The 24,148-nt window shown below is 63.4% G+C and carries 23 protein-coding genes; 8 read left to right on the plus strand and 15 right to left on the minus strand.

The features are described 5' to 3' along the window. Positions 1-3: 3 nt before the first annotated feature. From RBH20_RS05500 to mct, 5 genes are all read right to left on the minus strand, one after another. Positions 4-1,092 (minus strand): TRC40/GET3/ArsA family transport-energizing ATPase, encoded by a 1,089-nt coding sequence (locus RBH20_RS05500; RefSeq protein WP_306706341.1) that lies wholly within the window; start codon positions 1,090-1,092, stop codon positions 4-6. 286 nt (positions 1,093-1,378) lie between these two features. Further along, on the minus strand, positions 1,379-3,829 hold the full coding sequence (locus RBH20_RS05505; protein WP_306706342.1) for an ATP-dependent DNA helicase: 2,451 nt from the start codon (positions 3,827-3,829) through the stop codon (positions 1,379-1,381). 140 nt (positions 3,830-3,969) lie between these two features. Further along, entirely contained in the window at positions 3,970-4,530 is a 561-nt protein-coding gene (locus tag RBH20_RS05510; protein WP_004516850.1) for a TATA-box-binding protein, read from the minus strand. A gap of 202 nt (positions 4,531-4,732) precedes the next feature. Then, entirely contained in the window at positions 4,733-5,173 is a 441-nt protein-coding gene (locus tag RBH20_RS05515) for a TRAM domain-containing protein (protein ID WP_306706345.1), read from the minus strand. Positions 5,174-5,243: 70 nt separating this feature from the next. Next, complete coding sequence (gene mct, locus RBH20_RS05520; RefSeq protein ID WP_306706347.1) at positions 5,244-6,434, minus strand: succinyl-CoA:mesaconate CoA-transferase; 1,191 nt, start codon at positions 6,432-6,434, stop codon at positions 5,244-5,246. 121 nt (positions 6,435-6,555) lie between these two features. Between mct and glmS the strand changes: the two genes are divergently transcribed. From glmS to citE, 5 genes are read left to right on the plus strand one after another with little or no spacing between them, the layout of a single operon-like run. Then, entirely contained in the window at positions 6,556-6,996 is a 441-nt protein-coding gene (gene glmS / locus RBH20_RS05525; RefSeq protein ID WP_004592954.1) for a methylaspartate mutase subunit S, read from the plus strand. Positions 6,997-6,998: 2 nt separating this feature from the next. After that, positions 6,999-8,462 carry a methylaspartate mutase subunit E gene (locus RBH20_RS05530; protein ID WP_306706349.1) on the plus strand — a complete coding sequence of 488 codons (1,464 nt, stop codon included), beginning with the start codon at positions 6,999-7,001 and terminating at the stop codon, positions 8,460-8,462. Further along, positions 8,452-9,720 carry a methylaspartate ammonia-lyase gene (locus RBH20_RS05535; protein WP_306706351.1) on the plus strand — a complete coding sequence of 423 codons (1,269 nt, stop codon included), beginning with the start codon at positions 8,452-8,454 and terminating at the stop codon, positions 9,718-9,720. Before RBH20_RS05530 ends, RBH20_RS05535 begins: the two co-directional genes overlap by 11 nt. Further along, positions 9,713-10,789 (plus strand): 2-methylfumaryl-CoA hydratase, encoded by a 1,077-nt coding sequence (mch, locus tag RBH20_RS05540; RefSeq protein ID WP_306706353.1) that lies wholly within the window; start codon positions 9,713-9,715, stop codon positions 10,787-10,789. Before RBH20_RS05535 ends, mch begins: the two co-directional genes overlap by 8 nt. After that, positions 10,786-11,826 (plus strand): L-malyl-CoA/beta-methylmalyl-CoA lyase, encoded by a 1,041-nt coding sequence (gene citE, locus RBH20_RS05545; RefSeq protein WP_306706355.1) that lies wholly within the window; start codon positions 10,786-10,788, stop codon positions 11,824-11,826. Before mch ends, citE begins: the two co-directional genes overlap by 4 nt. A 15-nt stretch (positions 11,827-11,841) precedes the next feature. Here the strand turns inward: citE and RBH20_RS05550 are convergent, their stop codons facing one another. Continuing rightward, the gene (locus tag RBH20_RS05550) at positions 11,842-12,960 is read right to left on the minus strand and encodes a pyridoxal phosphate-dependent aminotransferase (protein ID WP_306706356.1); all 1,119 of its coding nucleotides are present in this window, start codon (positions 12,958-12,960) and stop codon (positions 11,842-11,844) included. Between the two features lie 38 nt (positions 12,961-12,998). After that, positions 12,999-13,142, minus strand: coding sequence for a hypothetical protein (locus tag RBH20_RS05555; protein ID WP_306706358.1), 144 nt, complete (start codon positions 13,140-13,142; stop codon positions 12,999-13,001). 78 nt (positions 13,143-13,220) lie between these two features. Here RBH20_RS05555 and RBH20_RS05560 point away from each other — a divergent pair, with 78 nt between their 5' ends. Then, positions 13,221-13,730 carry a CinA family protein gene (locus RBH20_RS05560; RefSeq protein ID WP_306706360.1) on the plus strand — a complete coding sequence of 170 codons (510 nt, stop codon included), beginning with the start codon at positions 13,221-13,223 and terminating at the stop codon, positions 13,728-13,730. Positions 13,731-13,766: 36 nt separating this feature from the next. Then, on the plus strand, positions 13,767-14,273 hold the full coding sequence (locus tag RBH20_RS05565; protein WP_306706362.1) for a metal-dependent hydrolase: 507 nt from the start codon (positions 13,767-13,769) through the stop codon (positions 14,271-14,273). Here the strand turns inward: RBH20_RS05565 and RBH20_RS05570 are convergent. Further along, positions 14,270-15,031, minus strand: coding sequence for a PHP-associated domain-containing protein (locus tag RBH20_RS05570; RefSeq protein WP_306706364.1), 762 nt, complete (start codon positions 15,029-15,031; stop codon positions 14,270-14,272). The two genes, RBH20_RS05565 and RBH20_RS05570, sit on opposite strands and share 4 nt — an antisense overlap. Before the next feature lie 115 nt (positions 15,032-15,146). On the opposite strand from RBH20_RS05570, the gene RBH20_RS05575 reads away from it, so the two are divergent. After that, positions 15,147-15,446 carry a hypothetical protein gene (locus RBH20_RS05575; protein WP_058996139.1) on the plus strand — a complete coding sequence of 100 codons (300 nt, stop codon included), beginning with the start codon at positions 15,147-15,149 and terminating at the stop codon, positions 15,444-15,446. 131 nt (positions 15,447-15,577) lie between these two features. Here the strand turns inward: RBH20_RS05575 and RBH20_RS05580 are convergent, their stop codons facing one another. The 7 genes from RBH20_RS05580 to RBH20_RS05610 all read right to left on the minus strand — a co-directional run bounded on the left by RBH20_RS05580 (position 15,578) and on the right by RBH20_RS05610 (position 24,146). Further along, positions 15,578-16,015, minus strand: a complete 438-nt coding sequence (locus RBH20_RS05580) for a transcription elongation factor Spt5 (RefSeq protein WP_004516836.1) — start codon at positions 16,013-16,015, stop codon at positions 15,578-15,580. 4 nt (positions 16,016-16,019) lie between these two features. After that, positions 16,020-16,199, minus strand: a complete 180-nt coding sequence (locus RBH20_RS05585) for a protein translocase SEC61 complex subunit gamma (RefSeq protein ID WP_004592944.1) — start codon at positions 16,197-16,199, stop codon at positions 16,020-16,022. A gap of 150 nt (positions 16,200-16,349) precedes the next feature. Then, positions 16,350-18,803 (minus strand): methyl-accepting chemotaxis protein, encoded by a 2,454-nt coding sequence (locus tag RBH20_RS05590; RefSeq protein WP_306706367.1) that lies wholly within the window; start codon positions 18,801-18,803, stop codon positions 16,350-16,352. Next, positions 18,800-20,038, minus strand: a complete 1,239-nt coding sequence (locus RBH20_RS05595; protein WP_306706369.1) for an ABC transporter substrate-binding protein — start codon at positions 20,036-20,038, stop codon at positions 18,800-18,802. Before RBH20_RS05595 ends, RBH20_RS05590 begins: the two co-directional genes overlap by 4 nt. 127 nt (positions 20,039-20,165) lie before the next feature. After that, complete coding sequence (gene ftsZ / locus RBH20_RS05600; RefSeq protein WP_004592941.1) at positions 20,166-21,326, minus strand: cell division protein FtsZ; 1,161 nt, start codon at positions 21,324-21,326, stop codon at positions 20,166-20,168. Between the two features lie 103 nt (positions 21,327-21,429). Beyond that, positions 21,430-22,785, minus strand: a complete 1,356-nt coding sequence (locus RBH20_RS05605) for a D-aminoacyl-tRNA deacylase (RefSeq protein ID WP_306706372.1) — start codon at positions 22,783-22,785, stop codon at positions 21,430-21,432. Continuing rightward, entirely contained in the window at positions 22,785-24,146 is a 1,362-nt protein-coding gene (locus tag RBH20_RS05610) for a sodium:calcium antiporter (RefSeq protein ID WP_306707485.1), read from the minus strand. The genes RBH20_RS05605 and RBH20_RS05610 overlap by 1 nt, the downstream gene beginning before the upstream one ends. Between the last annotated feature and the right edge of the window lie 2 nt (positions 24,147-24,148).

Below are 24,148 nucleotides of genomic sequence, written 5' to 3' on the forward strand. Positions count from 1 at the left end.
AGTTCAGTCCAGACAGGCCGCCACAACCGAAAGCAGTCGCTCGCCGCGCACTTCTTCGGCGAACAGCGGCACACGGCGTACGTCATGGCCGCGGAACATGTCCTGTGACCGGGCCAGCGCGTCTTGCTGGACTTGCCAGCGCCGCGCGCAGAACTCACAGTCGGCGTGGTTCGGGCCGGCGATGTCAACGTCTTCTCCAAGCACCTCGCTCGGGTCTTGCATCACCCGGTTGACGACGACGGTGCTGACTGGGATGTTGAATTCACCGAGTTGTGCGAGCAAGCGTTCAGACTCGACGACAGAGAGTTCCTCGGGCACCATGACGATGCGGAAGTCCGTCTTTTGTGGGTCCTGCAGGATCGACCGCAGATGCTCGATCCGATCCGACAGCTCCTGCAAGTCCTCAATGCCAGCCTCTGCATCAACGTCCTGATCGTCACCGAACATGCCGGTGAGATTGTCCATCATCCCTGAAAATCGCTCGCGGAGCTGCAGTATCTTCCCGACCATCGAGTCCATCGTCTCGGGGAGTTCCAGCAACCGGAGTGTATGGCCGGTCGGGGCGGTGTCGATGACGACGCGGTCGAAACGGTCGTCGTCGACGTAATCCAGCAGCAGGCGGAGCGCCGCGGCCTCGTCAGCTCCGGGCATCGACCCGCCAAGCAGCCCCTCTTCGCCACCGATTGGGTCCTCGGCCTGGCCTGCGCCCGCTGCACTGCCTGCACCCCCGCCGAACATCCCGTCGCCACCGAGAAGTTCGCCCACGCCGCCCAGTGCGTCCTCCTCGACACCAAGCGGGCCCTCGCCGACGGCAGCCTCCGGGTCGATTTCCGCGGCATACAGCGGTATCTCCTCTCTGATGCGCGTTGGCGTTGCCGGGATATCTGCCTCCAGCGTGTCCGACAGGGAGTGGGCAGGGTCCGTGGAGACAACGAGCGTCGCCGTGTCGTCTCGCGCGGAGGCCAGCGCGGTGGCTGCAGCACACGTCGTCTTGCCGACGCCGCCTTTCCCGCCGTAGAGGACGTACTCCGCCGCATCGATTCCTGCGGGTGCGTCGATGTCATCGACCGCTTCGACGTCGAGTTCGCTCATGCCAGAAGCTACGCTTGTCTGGCCTTGAGTACTTCCCGAAAAGGAGTTGTCCTACTGTCTCGAGGATCGCGCTTCACGGACGTCCGCGCCGTCCCGGAGTTTGTCCTCACAGTTCGGACAGACCCGGGGGCCATGGCCTTCAACGGCTTCTGGTGTAAAAACCCGTACGTACTGCTCGGTTACGAATTCACCGCAGTTCTGACACTCGGGCATCTATAGGTACACTCGTTCCACGATGTATATGCCTTCCGCTGGCAACGAAATATTCCGGTTAATCGACACGGCGTTACTGGTGGTGGTCGGCCCAGAATGAATCCAGTTGGCTCGCGAGGAAATCCGGCGTCATCCGGGTGAACTCCTCGCGTTCGCCGGCAGGCAGGTACGGAGACACTGAATGCCGCGCGTCCGGCGTATACCGCCGGCCGACCAGCGCCCGCACGCCGACCTCGTCAACGCCGCGGATGACGCGGCCGATGGCCTGGCGCGCGCGCCGCACAGCCGGAACTGTCAGGGCGTACTCGAAGGCACTATCCTCGCCGAAGGCGTCACCGTATGCCCGCTGAACGCCCCGGACACGGGGTGAACCGATATTCACCAGCGGGATACCGACGACCGCGCAGGTCGATAGCTTCTCGCCGTCGTAATCGACGCCTTCGGTTAGCGTCCCGCGCGTTGACGTGACCATGACTTTCCCGTCGCCACTGAAGAACTCGCGTTTCAGCCGTTCAGTCTCCTCGTTGCTCGATGATTCGTCCACGAGGACCGACTTCTCGACGGCCTCCTGCAGGTATGCGCCGGCCCAGCGCGCCTCTCGGTAGTTCGGCATCGCTACCATGACGTTGCCCGGAGAACGAGCTAGCGCGCGCAACGCCTGTGCGTACTCGTCGCGCGTCGGGTTCCAGTTGTCACCGAGCGGCCGCATCGTCCCAGGGTCGCCGCGGTTGCGCGCGGTAAACGGCGTCGCGTCGACGAGGTACGACGCCCGGTTCTCAGGCGGGAACGGCAGGTCGTAGGTCGTCGACCGGACCGGTCGTCCGTCGCCGGATTGCTCGTCGGGGGCCGTCGAGCCCGTCTCGGCCATCGAGTCCAGTCCCGACACGCGGGTGAACACGTCCAGCGGCTCCAGCGTCGCGCTCATCAGGATACCGCCCCCGAGGTCGTCGAAGACGTTCCGCAGGGCCGTCGCGGGCATACAGTTGTAACACAGCAGGCCCGGCGTGTAGACGGCCTGGTAGTCGGAATCGAGGCTCTGTCCGTGGTTCGGTGAGTGCTCCAGTTCGATCTCCCGGAGGAAGGTCGCGTGGTCGCGCTCCCACCACTGCCCGGCCAGCACGCCGACAGCGGCGCACACCGGCTGGCGGGTCAGCCCGAGCTGGTCGATTGCGTCCTCAACGGCGGCCCCGACCTTCGACAGCGAGCGCCAGAGCGACCCATCGTAGCCCTTGCGCTCGGCCCACTCGGTCAGTTCGTCCTGCTCAACCGTGTCGGGGTCCCGAAGCGGGATTTCGCGGTCGTGCTCGGGGAGGGTTGACGGGTCCGCGCGCCAGCCCTCGTGTTCGGCGTCGAGGAAGGACTCGATGCGGTTGTCGAGCCACCGGACGAGGTCGTCGTAGAACTTCCGGGCCTGGTCAACTGCGTCCAGCGGGACTTCGCGGGCCGACAGGACCTCGCGGACCTGCGCCTTGTGGTCGGCGCTCTGCTGGGCGCGCTGGATCAGTGTCGTGCAGTCGTTGCGCGCTTGTACGATACTCTGACGGCCCAGGCGGTCCGACAGAAGGTCACGCACGCGCTCCTCGAGTCGGTGGGCCTCGTCCACGATGACGAGCGTCTGGTTGTCGAGCACGTCCGACAGCAGCGGGCGAGAGCCCGGGTCGAACAGGTGGTTGTAGTTCCCGACGATAACATCAGCCTCGTCCAGCATCACGCTCATTACCCGATGCGGGCAGGTCCCGCGCTCCGTCGCCGCCGGGAGGTAGCCGTCCATCGTCACCACGTGCTCCTCTCCAGCCGAGAAGTCGACGGGCGAACCTTTGTTGCGGGCGTACCAGTCCGCCTCGAACGGACAGTACAGCGGCGGGTCTGACCCCTCTGCCATCGATTCCGGAGCTGTTGGCTGGGCCTGCCGGTACGGCGAGGCCGCGCCGGCTGTCTGAAGTGTGTCGTCGCCAAGGGTCGATTGCTCGACCGCGTCAGGGCGCGCGGCCGCGGCGAGGTCCTGCCCTTTCCGCGGGTCCCACCACTGGTCGTCGTCTGCCTCACCGGCGATTTCGGCGTCCGCGACGGCCGCGCCGTCCGAACGCCCGTCGTCCTCGACTAACCGCGCCGTCGCCTCCCTGAGGTCCTCACAGCGGTCGTGTGTCCCTACGTCGTCCGGGAACTGTCCCTCGCGACCGTACGGACAGAGGTCGCGCTTGCCGACCAGCGAGATGCCGTCGAACGGCTCGTCGATACCGGCGTTGAGCGCTCGCAGGTCATCGACGAACTGCTGGAGTTGCTGTTTGACCGGCGTGACGACGACCATTCGCTCATACAGATCCGTATCACGGACCAGCGTCGCGCCGGCGGTGAGCGCAGCCATCGTCTTGCCCGTCCCGCATGGGCCTTCCATCGCGAGAAAACCGCGTGCCTTGCCCGCCTCGATGGCTCGTTCGACGGCGTCGGCCTGATTCTCGTAGGGCTCGTCGAAGCCGAAATACGCGCGCCAGGACTCTGTGCCCGTCGAGGCGGAGTCTCCCATCGAAACGGGGTTAGTCGTCCCGGTATTTGAACCGCGGGGTTCCCGTCCGTCGCAATCGCTCTGTGCGCGTAGCGTTGGGACCGCAGTGAACCGAAAAACGGGCTGTGACTGGTCGCCGCCCAGTCACTGGCTCTGAGCCGTTAGTCCAGCAGGCCGAGGTCGCTCAGCCGCTCGACGATGGTGTCGACAGCTTCTTCGGCGTCCTCTTTACGCTTGCCGCCGGTGACAACGAGCTTCCCCGAACCGAATAGCAGCGCGACTACGTCGGGTTCGTCGAGTCGGTAGACGAGGCCCGGGAACTGCTCCGGTTCGTACTCGATGTTCTCGAGCCCGAGGCCGATGGCGATGGCGTTGAGGTTGAGCGAGCTCCCGAGGTCAGCGGAACTGACGATGTTCTGGACGACTATTTCGGGGTCGTCGTCGACTTGGATGTTCAGGTCACGGAGCTTGTCGAAGACGATGCGCAGACTCTGGTGGACATCGTCTGTCGATTTCGCACCCGTGCAGACGATCTTGCCCGACCGGAAGATGAGCGCGGCGGATTTGGGGTCCTGTGTCCGATAGACAAGGCCCGGGAACTGCTCGGGGTCGTAGTCGGCTCCCTCGAGGTCCATTGCGACGCTCTCAAGGTCGAGTTCTTGTCCGATACCGGTCGAAGCAACGACATTTTCGATGTCAATGCTCTCTTTTGGGTCGACCATATAGTGTTTTAAATACCGGATTTAAATCATATAAACGTTTGTGATGCTGTGATTACTAGTCGTTCTTCGACCTCTACCACGTCCGACAGATTCCATTCAAGTAGGTGTCTGTCGCTGAGCGACCCGCTATGACCGTTGATCCCGGACCTAGAAGGACTGCCAGCCCGGCAGCCGCTAGGCCGCTGAAAACGCGACTGTACTGCTATACTGTCCGACTGTCGTTGTCGACGACGCTCGCGAACGCGACGTTTTCCTGTACGGTCTCGATCTCGACGGTTGGCGAGTCGCCCGGTTCGCCGTCGGGGACGATGACGACGTATCCGCGTTCGACCTTGGCGATACCATCGCCCTGATCGCCGAGCGATTCGATAGTCACGTTTCGGATTTCGCCCTCGTCGACTGGCGGTTGCGGGACACCGGTGTCAGCCCGCTCCGACTCGGTATTCTGTTTGGGCATCTGCGGCTGGGCTGTTACCGACGTGCTGGCGTCGACCTGCGAGAGCAGACCTACCCGGTAGGTCTCGCCCTGCGAGACCGCGCCATGTGATACTTCACTTTTCGGAATTTCAACAATATATCGGTCCCCGTCCGTCTCTATTTGCGCACTGAACAATGTACTGAGTGCATCTGGAACTTCGACCATAGCCTATTCTACGGCTCATGATAGATAATGGTCCTGCCCTGATGTGGTGAAAATTGCCGGCAGTTGCCGATTAGTCGTCGCTTTCGACCCGATTGGTCCCCGTGTCGACTCCAGCCTCATCAAGTAGTTCTGCCCTGTGCTCGTCTAGCAGCGGTGCACGACCACCGGGCGAGGGCATCGTCTCGGTCATTTTTATGGGACTACCGGCGATGGTCATCCGGTCATCCGCGCCCGGTTGGTCCACCTCGGCGAGCATCTCACGGTCGCGGACGTGCGGGTCATCGAAGATATCGGCGGTGTTCTGGACCGGCGCGGCCGGCACGCGCCCTTCGAGCAGGTCAAGGAGCGTGTCGGAGTCGATGGTGGTGGTCCAGTCGGCAATTTCGTGGTGTAGGGACTCGCGGTTCGCGATCCGGCTGCCGGCGTCGGGGTACTCCGCGGCGAGATCCGGGCGCTCCATCGCCTCACACAGTGCCTCCCAGTGCCCGTCAGCGAACGCCGCGATGACGACGTGACCGTCGGCAGCTTCGAAGGAGTCGTAGGGGAACAGCGTCGGATGAGAGTTCCCCTGTCGGGTCGGCGGTTCGCCGTCACAAGAGTACTGGTACACCGTCCGCTCGCATAGCGACACCATCGAGTCGTACATCGCCGTATCGACGTACTGGCCCTCGCCCGTGCGTTCGCGGTGATGCACGGCCGCGAGGATGCCGACGGCGTTCAGTACAGCGGTGAAAAGGTCGCCGACGCCGGGGCCGACCTTCGTCGGGGGGCCATCCGACTGGCCGGTGATTTCCATGACCCCACCCAGCGCCTGTGCAATGAGGTCGAACGACGGCTGGCCCTGTCGGTGGGTTTCACCCGTTCGCGGGTCGCCAAAGCCCCGGATGGACGAGTAGATGAGGTCCGGATTGTGTTCTCGCAACGTTTCGTAGCCGCAGTCGAACTTCTCCATCGTGCCGGCCTTGAAGTTCTCGACCACGACGTCTGCGCGCTCGACGAGCGAAAGGAACGCCTCACGGTCCTCATCGGTCCCTAGGTCGAGTTCGAGCGAGCGTTTCCCACGGTTAACGCTCTGGAAGTAGCCACCGTAGGCTTCTTCGTCGCCGTCGCTCACGAACGGCGGGTTCGACCTGATGAGGTCGCCGCCGGGGCGTTCGACCTTTACCACGTCCGCGCCCATGTCTGCGAGCAACATCGTACAGTACGGTCCAGCGAGGACCTGTGTCAGGTCGAGCACACGCAAGTCGTCAAGCGCACCCATGCAAAAACCACAACGGGGCGGCCGCATAAACCTTCTTGAACGTCCGTTATAAATTCCTTAAGGCCATATTATCATGAAAGACCATTAGGTTTATCACTACCCGCCAACGACGGGGTAGTACATGCCCCGGACCGTTATCCTCGGCGTGATTGGCTCCGACGCGCACGTCGTCGGCATCACGATTCTAGAGCAGGCGCTCTCGGCCGCTGGCTTCGAGGTCATCAACCTCGGTGTCCAGACCGCACAGGACGAGTTCGTCTCCGCCGCGAAATCTCATGACGCCGAGGCAGTACTGGTATCCTCGCTGTACGGGCACGCCCGCCAGGACTGCGAGGGGCTGCACGACGAGCTCGACGACGCTGGGCTCGACGTGCTCACATACGTCGGTGGGAACCTCGCCGTCGGACAGTCCGACTTCGAGGAGACGCAGGCAACCTTCCGGCAGATGGGTTTCGACCGCGTCTTCGACGCGGAAACGGACCCGGAGGAGGCAATCGAAATGCTCCGCGAAGACCTGCAACTGACAACAACAGAGGCGGAGCAGATCAGGGTTGACGGGTGACTATGCCAACTGACGAGCGACTCAGCGACGACCAGCTACAGCGCATCGCAAACGATCTCAGAGACAACTGGCACACGGGCCGCGAAGTCGACTTCGAGGAGGCCATCGCCTTCCACGAGTCGCTGCCGGCCTCGAAGCAGTTCGCCACCGTGCTGGAGTCGGCTGACCAGCCGCTCCTCCAGCCGCGAGCGGGCGTTCCCTGCCTCGAAGAACAGATCGACCTGCTCCGGTATCTACAGGACGAGGGCGGTGCGGACCTCCTGCCAACGACCATCGACTCGTACACGCGTGACAACGAGTACGAGAAGGCCGAAGAGGGACTGGCCGCCTCCCGTGGCAGCGACGAGAACGAACTGAACGGCTTCCCCGCGGTGAACCACGGTGTCGAAGACTGCCGGCGACTCATCCGGGCGCTCGACGCCCCAGTTGAGGTCCGTCACGGAACGCCCGACGCCCGACTACTGGCGATGGTCACGCTCGCTGGCGGCTTCCAGAGCTTCGAGGGCGGGCCGATTTCCTACAACATTCCGTACACGAAACGGCACGATCTCGCGACGACCATCGAACACTGGCAGTTCGTCGACCGGCTCTGTGGGGCCTACACCGAGCGTGGCGTGACGATCAACCGCGAGCCCTTCGGTCCGCTGACCGGCACGCTCGTCCCGCCGAGCATCGCCATCGCGGTGATGCTTGTCGAGGGCGAACTCGCCGCGACACAGGGTGTCCGGTCGCTGACGCTGGGGTACGGACAGGTCGGAAACCTCGTGCAGGACGTGGCGGCGCTGCGAGCGTTGCGGAAGCTCGGCAACGAATACCTCCGCGACGAGGTGACTGTCACGACCGTCTTCCACGAGTGGATGGGAGGCTTCCCGCCCGATGAGGCCCGGGCAAACGGCGTCATCAGTCTCGGCGGCGCGACGGCGGCCGTCGCCCAGCCGGACAAGGTCATCACGAAATCCGCTCAGGAGTTCCAAGGTGTGCCGACGAAGGAGGCCAACGCGGCCGGACTGCGAACGACGAGACAGCTTATCGATATGATGATCGAACAGGATATCGACCTCGGGGGTATTGAGGAGGAACAGGCGCTCATCGAGCGAGAGACGCGGGCGCTGATGGACGCTATCTACGAGGCCGGCGACGGCGACGTTGCAAAAGGGGTTATCAACGCCTTCGACAGCGGTGCGCTGGACGTGCCCTTTGCACCCAGCGACGCCGCCAAGGGCGCGGTGCTGCCGGCCAGAGACGACGACGGCCGGGTCCGCATCTTCGAATTCGCGCACCTCGCGCTCCCGGACAGCATCAAGGAGATTCACGCCGCGCGGCTCGGTGAGCGGGCCGAGACCGAGGGCCGCGATCAGTCGTTCCGGATGGTCGCCGACGACGTGGACGCCATCAGCGACGGGAAGCTCATCGGGCGCCCAGCCGGCGACAACAGCCCTGCGGGGGGTGCAAGCGATGCGGATTGAGGACGTTCGAACGGTTCCGGGCCTCTCAGGGTTCTTTTTTGACGACCAGCAGGCCATCAAAGACGGGGCGACACAGACCGGGTTTGCCTACGACGGCCAGCCGGTCACGGATGGGTTCGACCGCATTCGCGAGGCCGGCGAAGCCCTCATCGTCGAAATCGAACTCGTTGACGGCTCCATCGCGACCGGCGACTGCGCCGCGGTCCAGTACTCCGGGGCCGGCGGCCGCGACCCGTTGTTCCGGGCCGAGAAGTACCGCCCTGTCGTCGAGGGTCCCGTTGCCGACGCGCTCCGCGGGCAGGACGCAACCCAGTTCGGGGCCAACGCGACGATGCTGGAGGAGATGAACGCCCAGCGCTCGGGCGGCGACCAGCTCCACACCGCGGTCCGCTACGGCGTGTCGCAGGCACTGCTGAACGCCGCTGCGCAAGCGAAGGGCATGACGCCGACGGACGTGCTCGCCGACACCTACAACACCGACCCAGCAACTTCGCCGGTCCCGGTGTTCGGGCAATCGGGCGACGAGCGCCGTATCAACGCCGAGAAGATGCTCATCAAGGGCGTGCCGGTGTTGCCCCACGGCCTGTTCAACAGCGTCGAAAAGGTCGGCGAGAACGGCGAAGGACTACGTGACTACCTCGCCTGGCTCTCGGACCGGGCGACGGCGCTCGGACCGGAGCCGTACTCGCCGCGCTTCCACGTCGACGTGTACGGTATCCTCGGGAAGGTGTTCGGCCCGCCGTACGACCGGACCGAAGTGACCGATTACTTCGAGACGCTGCAGGAGGCCGCCGCGCCGTACCCCCTTCAGGTCGAGGGGCCGATGGACGCTGGCGGCCGGCAGGCACAGATAACCGAGATGGCCGAACTCCGAGAAGGACTGGCTGATGCGGGCGTCGACGTGGACATCGTTGCCGACGAATGGTGCAACACCTTCGAGGATGTGCAGGCGTTTGTCGACGCAGAAGCGGCCGACCTCGTCCAGATCAAGACACCGGACCTGGGCGGCATCCAGCGTTCAGCCGAAGCGGTGCTGTACTGCGACGGCACGGACACCCGCGCCTACGTCGGCGGGACCTGCAACGAGACCGTGACATCCGCGCGAGCCTGTGCCCACGTCGCGCTGGCGACTGATGCCGCGCAAGTGCTCGCGAAACCAGGCATGGGCTTCGACGAGGGGTTCATGGTTGTCACGAACGAGATGCGACGGGCGCTTGCCAGACGCGATGCCGCCCGGGGGGTGCCGGCTGATGACTGACTGGACCGACCCCGACGCGCTGGACCTCTCGGACAGCGAGACGTTCGACTCGATGGTCGACCGGGCTGCCACCCGAGAGAAGGGGCACTTCTTCGAGTTCTTCGCTGAGGGCGACGAACTCGCTCACGACCCCGGGCTCAGACTCACCCACCACGGCAGCGAGCAGTGGATGGGCCAGACGCTCAACCACGACCCGGCGTACTGGCGGGCCGACACCGCCCGCGAACGCGGCTTCGACGAGCGCCCGGTCCACCCGGATTACCTGCTGGCGTGCGTGATGGGCATCACCGTCGAAGACCTCTCGGAGAAGGGTGGCTACTTCCTCGGCCGCGACGACGTGACGTTCCATCAGCCGGTGACAGCCGGGACGCCGCTATCGGTCACTTCGACTGTCGTCGACACCACGACATCGTCCTCCAGACCCCAATACGGCATCGTCACCTGGGAGACGGAGGGCCGGGACCGCGAGACCGGTGAGACGCTGGTCACCTACCAGCGAACGAACATGATACCGCGCCGTGAGCCGACAGCCACTGACGGCGGTGCCGTCGGGGAACAGGACGAGAGCGGGCCGACGCTTCCTGACACCCTGATCTCGCCCGACGGGGAGCGCTTCGAGAGCTTCCAGACGGCACTCGACCGTGCCGACGCGGAGAACGCCGCCGTCGCCTACCGCCACGAACGCGGGCGGACGATGGACGACCAACTGGTCGCCGGCCTCCCGCTGGCGACGCTCAACACCGCTCGCCAGCACCACAACCGCGACGAGATGGCCGACTCGCCGTCGGGCGACATCGTCGCGTATGGTGACGTAACACGCTCGATTGCGCTGGCCCACGCCCGCTCCGATGAGGCGACCTACCGCGAGCGTCGCTTCGCCGACGAGCGGTTCCACGACTTCGTCACGCTGGGCGACACTATCTACGGCTTCACTCGCGTCCTCAACTGTGACCCCGACGCCGGACCGGAGCAGGCCGGCGCGGTCACGTTCGAGCACGTCGCGTTCAATCAGGACCAGACCCCGGTCTACTCGGGCCGGCGAACCGCACTCATTCAGCGAGATACATGACACGACTCTGTCGCACATTCCAGACCGCACCGGCCGCGATACCGAACGACAACAGCGCGAAGTTCCTCGTCTCAGGACTCACCAGCGAGGGGTTTCAGGCCCCCGATTGGCTCGTCCCCGATATCGAGGACGGCACCGCGCCGTCAATGAAAGACGAGGCCGTCGACAACATCGTTGAGCACATCCCGGACCACGCCGACGAGTTCGCCGGGGACATCCTCCCGCGGGTCGAATGGGCCTACGACGACGCCAACGCCCGCGAGCGCGGCATCGAGCAGGTGACTCGCCTGGCCGAGGAGGTCGGCGAAGAACTCGATGGCTTCGTCTTCCCGAAAACCGGCCGCCTTGACGACGTGCGCGACGCCGCAGGTGTCATCGCCGACGCGGAGCGCGACGCCGGGCTTCCCGAGGGGACGCTGGAGATGGCGATCATTCTGGAGACGGCTCCCGGCCGCTCGGACCTCCGCGAGATTTGCCAGTACGCAACAGACTCCCGGCTCTCCGGGCTCGTGTTCGGGCCGGTGGACTACACGGCGGAACTCGGCGGTCGCACGCTCGACGGCGAGCGGCCCCGCTGGGACGGCCTGCTCGAAGCGCTCTCCAACGAGACGAGCGCGGCCGATATCGTCGCCATCGGCGGCCCCTTCGACCAGTTGTTCCACGAGCGCGCCGGCGTCACCTACTACAACGCCGAGGGGTACGCCGATCAGGTGGAGTACGAGGCGACCATCGGCATCAACGGCTCGTGGTCGCTGCACCCCAAGCAGACCGAACAGGCGAACCGCATCCACATGCCGACAGTGGAAGAAATGGAGCGGGACCTCCACAAAATCGAGTCGTTCAACGAGGCCAAACGCGAGGGCACTGGCGCGGTCGTCGTCGACGGCCAGATGGTCGACGAAGCGACCTACAAGAACTTCGCCAACACCGTGAAAACTGTTCGAGCCATCGACGAAACCCACCCTGCCCAGACCGAGGAATACTACGACGATGACCTGCTGGCGCGGACGAGAGACGTGGAACTGATCTTCGGCTAAGCCGGCGACCGCTTTTTATTCGAAGTAGTGCGCCAGCCGTTCGGCTGCCTCGTCGACCCGTGACGTCACGAGCGCGAACCGTATCCAATCGCTACGGGACTCGCCGAAGGCCTCGCCGGGCATCCCGGCGACGCCAGCCTCGTCGATCAGTTCGTACACGTTCTCGAACGACCCGGGGAAATCGGGGAACCGCGCCATCACGTAGAAGCCGCCGTCAGGGCGGTTGTACTCGGCACCGGCCTCCGCAAGCGCGGCACAGAAGTCGTCGACGCGTTCTTCGAGCCGCCGTCGGCAGGCGGCGTAGTAGTCCGGACTCGTCGTCTTCAGCGCCCGCAAGACGGCGTACTGCGCTGGTCGGCTCCCAGTGACGTTCGTGAGCATGTGCTGAGTGCGAGCGCGCTCAAGAAGCGCACCAGTAGGCCCGTCTTCCGGCGGAAAAATCGCATAGCCGACCCTGAGCCCTGTTATCGCCATCGTTTTCGAGAAGGAGTTGGTGGCGACGACGTGATCTGAGTCGGCGTGCAGTGCCGAACTGAACCGACCGGCGTAGTCGAAGTGGTCGTACACCTCGTCGCTGAGTAGCAGGGCATCGTACTCCTCGGCGATGGCTGCGAACTCGGCCATCGCGTCGGCGTCGTACACTGCGCCGGTGGGGTTGTTCGGCGAGTTGACGACGATGACGGCCGTCTCCTCGCTCGCAGCCGCCCGAACGTCCGCGGGGGCCAGTCGGTTGCGCTCGTCGACCGGGACGAAGGAAATATCCGCGCCGATGAAGTTCGCCCGGCCGGCATAGTAGGGGTAGACGGGGTCCGTCAGGAGGATTTCGTTGCCGTCGAAATGGTGGAGTCCGCCGGTCATCGCGAGGTGGTTCGCCTCGCCAGCGCCGTTCGTGATGAGTACGCGGTTCCGGTCCACACCGCGCCGAGCGGCGATTTCATCGCGGAGCGGCGTGAGGCCCACGCTTGGCGGATACTGGTAGTCGTCGGCCGGGGCCTCAGCATAGTCTCTGAGGCCGTCCCGAAGCCCCTCGGGCGGGTCCCAGTCGGGATTGCCCGACACCATGTCCACCACGTCCCGGTCGGCCCGGGCCGCGTACTGCATGACCCGGAAGAACTGGGGTTCCGTGTAGTCCATATTCACACTCCGACCGCCGGCCCCGTCTGCTTTTCTGTCTACTGGCGGATATACAGCGTCAGTCCGCCGAGGACGAGCAACAACAACCCCCAGAGGAGGTCCGACCCCGGCAGAACCCAGAGGAACAGCGTTACGAGGCCCGACATAATGAGTGACCAGCCAAGCGTCGTCTGATAGCTCATACATACAGTTGTGTCTCCAAGCTGAAATATATCGGCCTGTCCTGAACGTTTATTCGCCTATCACGACAACTACGCCCAATGGCAGACGACACTGCGGACCCAGTCGAGAAGCGCGTCGGCAAGCGTCTCCGAGAGGCTACTGCCACGGTCGCCACCGCGGAGTCCTGTACCGGCGGCCTTGTCGGGTCGAAAATAACGGATATCCCCGGATCGAGCGATTACTTCGACCGCTCGCTGGTCACCTACTCCTACGAGGCCAAGCAGGAATTGCTTGCCGTCTCGCGGGAATCGCTGGACGCCCACGGCGCGGTCTCAGAGCCGGTTGCTATCGAAATGGCTCGGGGCGTTCGCGATACCGCCCGGACCGACTGGGGCGTCGCCACGACCGGCGTCGCTGGGCCGAGCGGCGGCTCGCCGGAGACGCCCGTCGGGACGGTGTACATCGCCGTTGCCGAGGCTGCCCCGTGGGGAACCAACGAGTCTGGCGTGACAGTGTCCCGCTACGAGTTCGACGGCACTCGTCGCGAGGTTAAGTCGGCCATCGCGACACAGGCGCTCCAAGACCTGGAAACCGCCTTACAGGAGTAGTAAGCTCTTTCAGTTGGGACACGGACGGTCAGGTAGATGAACAAACGTGGGCACGTCCTGAACGCCGTCCTCCTGAGCATCGGACTGGGGTACGTTCTCGACCCCTCGGGCGACGTAACGACCTTTGCGACAATCGCGGAGGTGTTCCTTCCCATCGTTCTGGGCGCACTGTTTCCCGATGTCGACACCGCCTTTGGCAAGCACCGCAAGACCCTGCACAATATCCCCGTCCTCATCATATTCTTGGCCCATCCGCTGTATCACGGCGGCAATCTCCAGTGGGTGTGGCTCGGCGTCCTTACGCACTACGTGCTTGACTACTTCGGGTCTCGCCGAGGCATTGCGCTGTTTTACCCGTTCTCGGACACAGAGTACGGCTCGCCGACGGGCGTGACAACGTCAAGCGATCGCGCCGAAGCTGTTACCGTCGTGATTACCGCCTTCGAACTGCTCGCGGTTGCCCTGCTCGTCCACGTGCTCCCACAGTATCTGCCGCCAACGGTCAGGACCTTCGTCGTCGAGAACAGCGCGTTTCTGGTTTAGTACACTTTCACGTCGTTGAATCGACCGTCGTACGCGACGTGATCAGGGTGTGTCGGCTCGGTCCCTTGTAACATCAGTCGGTCGAACTTGCCCCACGTGTTTTCTAGCCCCAGATGCGCCCACTCGGCCGCCCGTCGGAGGTCGTGTGAGGGACCATCGCGATGGAACAGCGACCGCTCCACATTGTTTTGCAGCGCCGCACTGAGCGCTGCCACGCTCTCGAACGCCTCGGTGAACGTTACGTACGCCTCGCCAACGGTGCCGCGAACGTGGGCATACGACGAGGCGAACGGCTCGTGGCCGGTTTCCGACGTGAACGACTGCGCGCGGTCTCGATGGTGGGATAGCTGCTTGGGGTTGTACACCTCTAGCGCGTCGATGATGTCGTCGTACGCTTCGATGTCGTCCAGTCCAAGACTGACATTGAGAAAGCCGGGATGCGGGACGAGCACGGCCGCGTCCTGGCGGTCCAGTTCTCGCATCGCGCCATCGAAGGTAATGAAATCCGGAACAGGCTCTTCGAGGCCGATCGCCAGCACGTGCCGGCGCTGTTGCCAGGTGCCAGTAAATATCTCTCTGGCTGGAAACACAGTCAGCTCTTCGTCAGAAAACGCCTCTGCTTGCCGCCGTATCTCCGACAGCCGCGTGAAATGCGGCGCATACACCAGCGCGTCGAGGCCACGTGCCTTCGCGCGCTCGACAACCCCGTCATCGAGCACTTTCACGTGGAGATCAACGGCGTACCCCTCGGGTTGCACGGTCAACGCTAACTCCGTACTGCCATTAGGGGTTTCCGTTTTGGCAATCTGAGGGACAGACTTCTGACAGATGGCAGCCAACGTTTTTAACCCCGCGTCGCCTGCGACTGAGCAAATGCCACGCTGGGAGTGCGACATCAAAGGGGACGAGAGACAGTTCGACCGCGTTGAAGAGCTTATTATCCACCAGTCAGTCGAACACGACCGTATCGAGTGCAAGGTCTGTGGTGCCGTCGTCCCCGACGGCTACTTCGCTATCAAGCACGCGTTCGACGAACACTCCCGCGCGGAGTACGTTCGCGCCTACGACGCCTCCGCCGCCGAGGTCCGCCGCCGTGAACAGATCAAGGAGTCCGTCGAGGCCGCCGCGAACATGAGCGAGGTCATCGACCGACTGGAAGGCGGCGAAGCATAGCGACTGCCGGTGTTTTACCACGGTACTTGACCTTGCTCAGCAGTAACTGTCAACTAACTTGAAACCGCTAATTGACCGCTCTCTTGCGGATCGCTCCGCTCCCACTTCGAATTAAACGAGGAGCGCTTCGTCTACCGCTCTTCGGAGTCGAGAACGCGGATCTGGTCACCACGCACGGTAACCGGAATCGGGACCGTCGCCTCGTACAGTTCGACGGTGACCTGATCCTTGCCTTCGTCGATACGCTGGACCTGCGCCTTCTCGCCCTTGAACGGGCCGGCGATGAGTTCGACGATATCGCCCTCCGCGATGCCTTCCACGTCTGGTTTCGGCGAGAGGAAGTGCTCGACTTCCGCCATCGAGGATTCCCCTTGCACGACACCGTTGGCGTGGGGAATCTCGTCGAGAATACGGTCGAACACGTTGTGATCGTCCGCTTCGACCATGACGTAGCTCGTGAGCGAGTCCGGCGCGAGCGCGGCGTGGATCTCGTCTTCTTCTCGGGAGATAATCATGTCTGCGACGGTGCGCTCTTGACTGGCCGTGGTTTTGACTGCGTAGATCCCCATCAGTTTACACCGGCTTGCTGCCAGGGATGAAGGTCATCACGGCGAAGATGATGAACCCGAGCAGTCCGACCAGCGCGATGCCCGCGCCGGCGATTTTCGCGATCTGGGAGAACTCCTCCCACGACGGCGTACTCGCCAGTTTGAGTACGCGGATGTAGGAGGTGAGATCGTATGGAACGTCCATAGCGGGTCGTACCCACTGGTGGCTTTTCTATATTGTGGTGCGCGGCGACGAGTCCGCACCCCTCACAGAGTGCGCTGGGTATAGCCTCCGATAAAAAATCAGCCGACAGAACGGATCGATAATCGGAACGGGCGTTCTGAACCCGTTCAGTCAGTCGTCGGTCAGCGCGGTTCCGTCCGACCCGTGTGACCCCAGTTCACTACTGCCATCGGCATCGCTGGTTTCGAACTGGTCGATGAGATCCTTGAGGTCGGTCGCCTGACTGGAGAGCGACTGTATCTTCTCGGTGACCTCCGTGATCGACGCCGTCTGTTCCTCGGCGGACGCGGCAACGTTCTCGGCCTCGGCAGATGTCTCCTCGCTGATCGAGCCGACTTCCTCGGACATCGAGACGACCTCTTCCATCGAGGCCGCCTGCTCGTCGGTCGCGTCGCTGATAGCCTGCACGCCGTCGTTGGCTTCGTTGACCTGCTGGACGATACTGGTCAGCGCATCGGTCGCGTTTTCGACCGTCTCTTTGCCGGCATCGACGCTCTCGCCCATGTCTCGCATGTCCTCGACGGTGGAGTCCGTCCGGGACCGGATATCGCCGATCATCGACTCGATATCGGTCGTTGCTTCCTGCGTCTCCTCGGCGAGCGTCTTGATTTCGCGGGCCACGACAGCGAACCCTTCGCCCGCCTCACCAGCTCGCGCGGCTTCGATGTTCGCGTTGAGCGCGAGCATGTTCGTCTGTTCCGCGATTTCGTCGATGAGCGTCGTGACCTCGCCGATGCGCTCCATCTCCTCCGCAAGGGACTCCACCTGTTCGATTGCCTCGGTGGACTTCCGTTCGAGCGCCTCGATTTCGGCGGCGGCCTGCTCGGCGTATTCGCGGCCGGATTCGCCGTCGTTGACGGCCTGTTGGGACTTCGAGGCGACTTCGTCGGTGGATGAGGTGATTTCCTCAACAGTCGCCGACAGATCGGTCATCTCGTCGCTCACCTGCTGGATGTTCCGGTTTTGCTCGTCAGCGCCCTCAGCGATCTGTTGCACCGACTCGCTCACCGACTCGCTGGCCGACCGCACTTCCTGTGCGCTCGCGGAAATCGTCTCTGTCGAGCTGTCGACAGTGCCGGCGAACCCTTCGATGCGGTTGACCGTCCGTTCGAGTTCCGCGATCATCTCGTTGAAACTCTCCGCGATATCGACCATCGCGTCGTAGTCGCTGTCGGTGGCCATCCGCTGGGTGAGATCCCCGGCCGCCGACTTGTCCATCACGTTGCTGAACTCGGCTGCCTTCGCTTCGAGAGCAGACGCCATCGACTCCGCGTCTTCTTTCGCCGCCTCCGCCTCGTCTCTGGCGGCCTCGACGTCGGTAATCAACGTCTGGATGTCTTCGCCCATCTCTTCCAGCGCCGCGCCGAACTCCCCGGGGATGCTTTCGTCGAGCGCCGGGTCGTCGAACCGCTTTTCCGCGAGCGCGTCAGCCTGGTCAGCGGCGGTCGTCAGGTACGCCTGCATCGACGCGAATGAGTCGTACAACTGTCCCATCTCGTCGACGCGCGTAGTCTCCGGGAGGGTGCTATTGATATCACCGGCGGCGATGTCCTCGGCGCTTTCGGCCACGCGGGAGAGTGCGTTTGCGGTTCCGCGCCCGATTGTCACACCGACGACGAACAGTGCCCCGACGGCAAGCGCCACCAGGAGCGCGATATTCTGTGAGACAGCCGACTGCAGTGCGAACGCGCGGTCCTGGGGAACGTGATACAGCAACGCCCACTCAGTGCCGGTCACCGGCGTGTACGCCATCACGTACTGCCCGTCTTCCATCCCCGTTCTGGCGGAGACGGACTTGTAGCCGGTTTCGCCGTTCAGTGCCGCGTCGACACTCGTGTCGGTCGCGTCCCCGGTTGCCGCGTACTCTTCGAGAATCGAGCTTTTCCGGTTGTCGAGGATGATCTGCCCGTTTGACCCGACGACCTTCACGTCGCCGGTCGCAAACGGTGACGTGAACTCGTGGGAGCGCGCCTCAAGCGATGCCGTCAGCACAACGTATTCCTCGCTGCCGGAGACGGGCTGGACGAACGCGATAACCGATTCGTTCCCGCTCTGGTACGCTTCGGACGTGCCCGTTGGTCCTGATGAGATGACTGCCCCGCTCGCGTCGGTCCACGGGTCGTCAACGTCGCTCAGTGCGACACCGTTCAGTTCGTCGTCGGTGCTGGCGGTGACTGTGCCGTCAGCAGCGTCGACGTAATGAAGCGCCCGGACATCTCCCGGGAGCCCGATGAGCTTCTGTTCGAGCCACCGCTGGTGGTCTGTATCCGAGGTTGATTCGGACCGGTCACCGATAGACGACGCAAGGAACGACGTCGTAGATTGCTTGTTCGAGACCCAACTCGAGACGGAACTCGACTGGGACTCTGCGACACCGAGAATCTGCTCCTCGGTCTGTGACTCGACCAGCGACCCCGTGTCGAGGTGGATGGCCGCGCCGCCCAGTGCGAGCACGACGACCACACCGAGCAACAGGACGCCGAACTTCGCCGCGTACCGCCGCCGAATAACGTCAGGGAGCGCACGTTCCGTCGCCTGCATCATCCGATTCGGGAGCGAACTCATTGATTCCCTCCCGATTCGAAGAACCGTGACTGCAATAGCTCCAGCGACTCGACTGACCCATTATTGACCCGTTCGATCAGGTACGAACTCAGCGGTTCGAGGTTCGCTGTCAGGTCGACGCCACCGGATGCGCCCTGGTAATTCACTGCTCGGCCTGCGTCAGTGAGTGACCGAACACGACCGAAGTCACCGACTGAAACAGTGTGTCCAGACCCGCCGGAGACCGACTGAATGGTCTCGGCGATTGCCGGACCGCTGGCTTCACCGGCCTGTTCGGCGGCACACGCCATCAAAAACAGCGCGTCGTAGGCGTTGACCGAGTACGCTCTGGGCTGGTCGATATCCGGGAGTCGGCGGACGAGTTCGAAGTACGCCTGCGTTCGCGCAGAGGACAGTGACGCGCTGTAGAACCCATCGTAGTACGACGGGAGGTCGCCACCGAACATCCCCGCAGACAGCACCCATGGAACGTCGTACTCCGACTGGCTGTACGCATCAAGGATACCGCGCTCCTGGCCGGAGACGCTAGTGAAGCTGACGGCATCAGGGTCGTTCTGGAACACGTCCCCGATCGTGTCGCCGAACGATTCCGACGCCGGGTCGTACCGAACGTCGGCGACGATCTCAGCGTCCAGTGCCTCACGCTGTGCGTCTGCCAGTCCAGCACCGAACGAATTGTCGATACTCAGTAACGCGACGGAGTCCGCGTCGATGTACAGCGAGTCGTCGACGGCCTTCGCCATCACGACTGCTTGCGTCCCGTCGCTTGGCACCGTTCTGCCGAAGTACTTCCGCCCGTTGGCTTGGCCGGCCGTCGATAGCTGTGGGGCAGTACTGGCGGGGCTGACCTCCATGATCTCGTCGTTGGCCGCCTCCGGTGCGAGAGCGAGTGACGCGTCACTGACGAGGCCACCGACGAAGCCGATGACACCACGGTCGACAAGCGTCCGGTACTGCTCGACAGCGATTTCAGCGCTGGCTTCGGTATCGAGGATGGTCACTTCAACGTCGGTACCGCCGATACCACCGGCCGCGTTGACGTCGCTCACTGCCTGCTCAACCATGCGCTTGCCGTGTTGCCCGAGCGGAGCGAGCGCACCACTGAGCGGAAGGAGCGCACCAAACTGCACAGTGCCCCCGCTCCCGCTCAGAGTCCCAAGGCAGCCAGACGAGAGGCCCAAGCTCCCAGCTGCGATACATTTTTTGAGAACGCCACGCCTCGAATCTGAGTACATAGACAAACAGTCTGAATTTCCGGATAAACGCTTTTCGGCGAGAATATCATTTATGATAGTAAAATGTAGGTAGAGCGGTATATAACGGTAGTTACGGAGAAACAAAGAACTGAGACGACGAGGCAGTTTAGTCGACGTAGTCGATGTCTTCGCCGAGTTGCTGTGCGGCCTTCTCCTGTTCGGCCTCACTCTGGCCGTAGATTTGTGGGCTCTCGACACCAGTGACGACGATCATCGTCTCCATCTTGCCCTCGAACTCGTTGTTGACCGACGCACCCCAGATGATACGAGCGTCAGGGTCGATACGGTCGTAGATCTCCTCGACGACACCCTCTGCTTCTTCGATGCTCATGTCGGGGCCACCGACGACGTTGACGAGCGCCGAGTTCGCGCCGTCGAACTCCACGTCCAGCAGCGGGGAGCGGAGTGCCGAGCGGATAGAGTCCTGTGCCTTATTCTCGGAGTCTGATTCGCCGAGCCCGATCATCGCGACACCGCCGTTCTCCATGATGGTCCGAACGTCGGCGAAGTCCACGTTAACGAGGCCGGGTTTGGTAATCAGTTCGGTCATGCCCTTGACCGAGCGCATCAGCACGCGGTCACAGATTTTGAACGCATCCTGCAGCGGCATCGACGGCGCGTAGTCAAGCAGGCGGTCATTCGGTACGACAATGACCGTATCGGAGACCGAACGGAGTCGTTCGAGGCCAGCGTCGGCGTTCGCACGGCGGCGCTCACCCTCCGCGGTGAAGGGAATCGTGACGATAGAAATGGTGAGTGCGCCAGCTTCCTGCGCGGCCTGTGCGACGACCGGGGCCGCGCCAGTCCCGGTTCCGCCGCCGAGGCCGGCGGTGACGAACACCATATCTGAACCGTCGATAGACTGCTGGATGTCCTCAATATCTTCCTGTGCGGCCTCCTCGCCGATTTTCGGAACGGAGCCCGCGCCGCGGCCACCGGTACGCTTGCGGCCGATGAGAATCTTGGTGTCGGCGGCCACCTCGTCGGCAAGGTGCTGTGCGTCGGTGTTTGCGGCGACGAGTTTGGCCCCGTGGATGCCCTCCTCCATCATCCGGGTGACCGTGTTCCCGCCAGCGCCACCACAGCCGACGACCGTAATCTTCGTCTCCAGATCTTTGACGACGCTTGCCAGTTCCTCGTCGGACATCGTCCCCGATGTGGACATGTCTTGGGACGGCGTCGATGTCGTTTCGTCGACGGTTCCACCAGCCGCGTCCTCCCCGTCTTGTTCTGCCTCGTCGATAGCGTCGTCAATTATCGAATCCATAATTTAAAGCGTCCTTGCAGACGAATAGTTATTAGTTTTCCCCCTGTGTCTGACGCTCGTCTGACGTATTGAGTGCCAGCTTCGGCGGCTAACGCGCCAGTGTTCACAACGTATATCGACGTATACGCTCGCGCTGGAACCGCTTCGGGTTGATCTCTTCGCCATCGATTTCGACCGATTCGCCCGAGGCGAGTTTCCCGAACTTCGGTCCTTCAGGGATATCAGCAGTTCGCGCGAGGTCCGGATCGAACGCTGTCTCGCGGGCAATGAGTTCGTCCGCGTTTCGCTCGACGCTGTCGAAGCGCCGTTCGAGAATTTCGACGAGCGGGTCGACGACCGCTTCTAGCTCCGTCATCGCTGGACAGACAATCGGTCCGGTGAGCACGGTGCCGTTTTGCTCGGTCGCGTACGCGATAGACTGGCGGTCGATAGTCTCACGCAATGCCGCACTATCGATGCCGCGCACGTCCGAGATCAGTTCGTCCGGGAGGTCGAGTACGGTCCACTCGCCATCGTATCCGGGTGCGAGCTCCCCGAACCTGAGCCCGTCGTCGACCGGCCGGACAGCGTCTTCCAGCGTCTCGACGAGGCCAAGGTCGACACCGGTCGTCTCCTGAACGAACGTCTCGCTGACGACGCGGTAGCCCAGCGACTCGATGGCAGCCGTGAGGTCCGGCCGGTCGCCCTCCATGAGGGCGTAGTCGGCCGCGCTGGCCCGGAAGGCGCGGTCGAGAACGGTGTCGTGCTCCTCGTCGCTGTCGGCCCACTCCGCCAGCGCGTCTAACGACCAGTTGGCGGCAAGGTGGCCGACCGCCCAGTCCGTCTCACGGACGACCCGCTCGAACCGCGGGGCGTAGTGGCCGCCGCCGACGCCGAGGAGGTGGCGGCGCGTCCCGTTCTCACGTGGCCTGTCAGCCGGTTCGTCGGCGAGGTCCAGTATCGCTCTGGCGGCGGCTTCGGCGGCGTCAGGGTCCTCCCACTGTGGCTCCGCGCTGCCGACTTCGACGAACATCGACGGGACGCCGACGTCTGTCGGGCCGTGGTGCGTACACTCCATCCCAACCTCGTAGTCCGGCGGGGCGTGGCGCTGGAGCGCTGACACCACGGCCTTGTGAGCACCGGGACAGGCGCGGGCGAACTGCCCGTCTTCGCCGCCGTACTCCGCGACGCCGAAGTTCCCAGTGTGGTGAGCCGTCAGGAGTTCGTCCGTCTCGCCGGCGTGTTTTGAAGCGAACACCAGCAGGTCTAGATCGTCAAACGCCGCCGCGACGTTTTCGATGTCCAAATGTAACGCCTCGAACTCGCGGAGTTCGACGCTGTCTGTTCGGTACACCGTGCCGCCGCCCTCGGAAGCGGGTCGCGTCTCGTCGACGCTTGGCTCCCAGCCCCGCAGGGTGCGAAGGTGCTCCCCGATGTGAGTCGACGCCGCGTCGGCATGTGAGACAACGATTCCAAGCATCAATCGGCGTTCTCCAGATGGACTGGTTCACGGCCCATCGCGGACCGGACAGCGTCACCGGCCAGTCCGAATAGATGTTTCAGCGCCTTGCGGCGCTGGACGAACAGTCCCACACCGAGGGCGACGTAGAGGCCCGTATACGCCAGCAGGAGGTCGTGACTCGATATCGGCACAGCGATGAGGTCCCTGATGATGACGAACTCTAGGACCACCTGTGATATGAACAGCGCGAACAGTCCGACTGCTTCGCGGATACTGATCTCGAAGTTGACCAGAATGGCGAGCGCGAAGAAGGACTGGGCCGCTGTAATCCAGATCTCCGCGCCCTGTCTGGCGTCGAACGGCAGGACACCGTACCCGCCGAGCGCGATTGAGTACACCACCGCGATGGTCCCGATGAGCAGCGTCCACTGATTGAGTTTCGAGGAGATGAGGGCGTTGAACCCGGCGGTCGACCGGGCTTTGTTGACCAGCACGGCGACGACGATGAGTTCGGGTGACTCACTGGCCAGCGGAGCAACCCACTGGATCATGAAGAACTCGGGGATGCCGTTCGCGACGCCGATCTCTTCGAGGCCGTGGGCGAACGGCTCGACTGCAGTGAATATCATCGCGCCAGAGTAGCCAAACAGCACTAGGACGACGAGCGGCCGCCACGGCAGCGACCACTCCTGGAAGTACTTTGGCACGCCCACAGTGTGCTCGCTGTGTTCGATGTCGGACTTGAGCACGAGGCCGATGTACGCGACGTAGAGGCCGACCAGGAACAGCGTATCGAGGATACCGATACCGCCGCCAAGAGGGACGAGAAACGCCCACAGCGTCGCCAGAAAGAGGAAAGAAATCTCGGTTGCGATGTCGGTGTCAAGCTGGACGGCGTCTTTCAGGAAGCCATCGCGTTTCGTGACTGCGGGGTCCCGCGTCTTTGCGGCGCGCCAGACGGTGAACACAGCGATGCCCGCCCAGCCGATGCCGATGAGGATGCGGTTCGCGCCGGTCATGTTCGCAATCGCGAGGTTTGCGTCGTGACAGGCGCGAGCAAGCCCCCCGGTCGCGGACTCGATTTCTGCCGCCGTGAACTGGCGACAGGCTTCCGTTGTCGCACCACCAGCCCCGGCGTTCCAGGCGTACAGCGCGTCGACGGCGTACTCGGGAGCCACGGCGAGGATAGCGAGAACAGCGATAGCGAACGCCCTCGGTACGTCTTTCTCGGCGGTTTCAGCGCCCCAGGCCAGGAGGAACGACGCCCCGAGGACGGCGAGCCCACTGACTGCGACGGTGGTCACGTTCCCGACCTCGATGCCGGAAATGAATAAGTAAATCCAGCCGACAGTCAGGGCCAGCGCGACTGCGACTTGCATCA

The organism is Haloarcula sp. H-GB4 (assembly GCF_030848575.1).
Lineage (GTDB): Archaea > Halobacteriota > Halobacteria > Halobacteriales > Haloarculaceae > Haloarcula.

Coding starts and splice junctions, on each gene's coding strand:
- RBH20_RS05500 (WP_306706341.1), bottom strand. CDS start 1,092: ATGAGCGAACTCGACGTCGAAGCGGTCGATGACATCGACGCACCCGCA.
- RBH20_RS05505 (WP_306706342.1), bottom strand. CDS start 3,829: ATGGGAGACTCCGCCTCGACGGGCACAGAGTCCTGGCGCGCGTATTTC.
- RBH20_RS05510 (WP_004516850.1), bottom strand. CDS start 4,530: ATGGTCGACCCAAAAGAGAGCATTGACATCGAAAATGTCGTTGCTTCG.
- RBH20_RS05515 (WP_306706345.1), bottom strand. CDS start 5,173: ATGGTCGAAGTTCCAGATGCACTCAGTACATTGTTCAGTGCGCAAATA.
- mct (WP_306706347.1), bottom strand. CDS start 6,434: ATGGGTGCGCTTGACGACTTGCGTGTGCTCGACCTGACACAGGTCCTC.
- glmS (WP_004592954.1), top strand. CDS start 6,556: ATGCCCCGGACCGTTATCCTCGGCGTGATTGGCTCCGACGCGCACGTC.
- RBH20_RS05530 (WP_306706349.1), top strand. CDS start 6,999: ATGCCAACTGACGAGCGACTCAGCGACGACCAGCTACAGCGCATCGCA.
- RBH20_RS05535 (WP_306706351.1), top strand. CDS start 8,452: ATGCGGATTGAGGACGTTCGAACGGTTCCGGGCCTCTCAGGGTTCTTT.
- mch (WP_306706353.1), top strand. CDS start 9,713: ATGACTGACTGGACCGACCCCGACGCGCTGGACCTCTCGGACAGCGAG.
- citE (WP_306706355.1), top strand. CDS start 10,786: ATGACACGACTCTGTCGCACATTCCAGACCGCACCGGCCGCGATACCG.
- RBH20_RS05550 (WP_306706356.1), bottom strand. CDS start 12,960: ATGGACTACACGGAACCCCAGTTCTTCCGGGTCATGCAGTACGCGGCC.
- RBH20_RS05555 (WP_306706358.1), bottom strand. CDS start 13,142: ATGAGCTATCAGACGACGCTTGGCTGGTCACTCATTATGTCGGGCCTC.
- RBH20_RS05560 (WP_306706360.1), top strand. CDS start 13,221: ATGGCAGACGACACTGCGGACCCAGTCGAGAAGCGCGTCGGCAAGCGT.
- RBH20_RS05565 (WP_306706362.1), top strand. CDS start 13,767: ATGAACAAACGTGGGCACGTCCTGAACGCCGTCCTCCTGAGCATCGGA.
- RBH20_RS05575 (WP_058996139.1), top strand. CDS start 15,147: ATGCCACGCTGGGAGTGCGACATCAAAGGGGACGAGAGACAGTTCGAC.
- RBH20_RS05580 (WP_004516836.1), bottom strand. CDS start 16,015: ATGGGGATCTACGCAGTCAAAACCACGGCCAGTCAAGAGCGCACCGTC.
- RBH20_RS05585 (WP_004592944.1), bottom strand. CDS start 16,199: ATGGACGTTCCATACGATCTCACCTCCTACATCCGCGTACTCAAACTG.
- RBH20_RS05590 (WP_306706367.1), bottom strand. CDS start 18,803: ATGAGTTCGCTCCCGAATCGGATGATGCAGGCGACGGAACGTGCGCTC.
- RBH20_RS05595 (WP_306706369.1), bottom strand. CDS start 20,038: ATGTACTCAGATTCGAGGCGTGGCGTTCTCAAAAAATGTATCGCAGCT.
- ftsZ (WP_004592941.1), bottom strand. CDS start 21,326: ATGGATTCGATAATTGACGACGCTATCGACGAGGCAGAACAAGACGGG.
- RBH20_RS05605 (WP_306706372.1), bottom strand. CDS start 22,785: ATGCTTGGAATCGTTGTCTCACATGCCGACGCGGCGTCGACTCACATC.
- RBH20_RS05610 (WP_306707485.1), bottom strand. CDS start 24,146: ATGCAAGTCGCAGTCGCGCTGGCCCTGACTGTCGGCTGGATTTACTTA.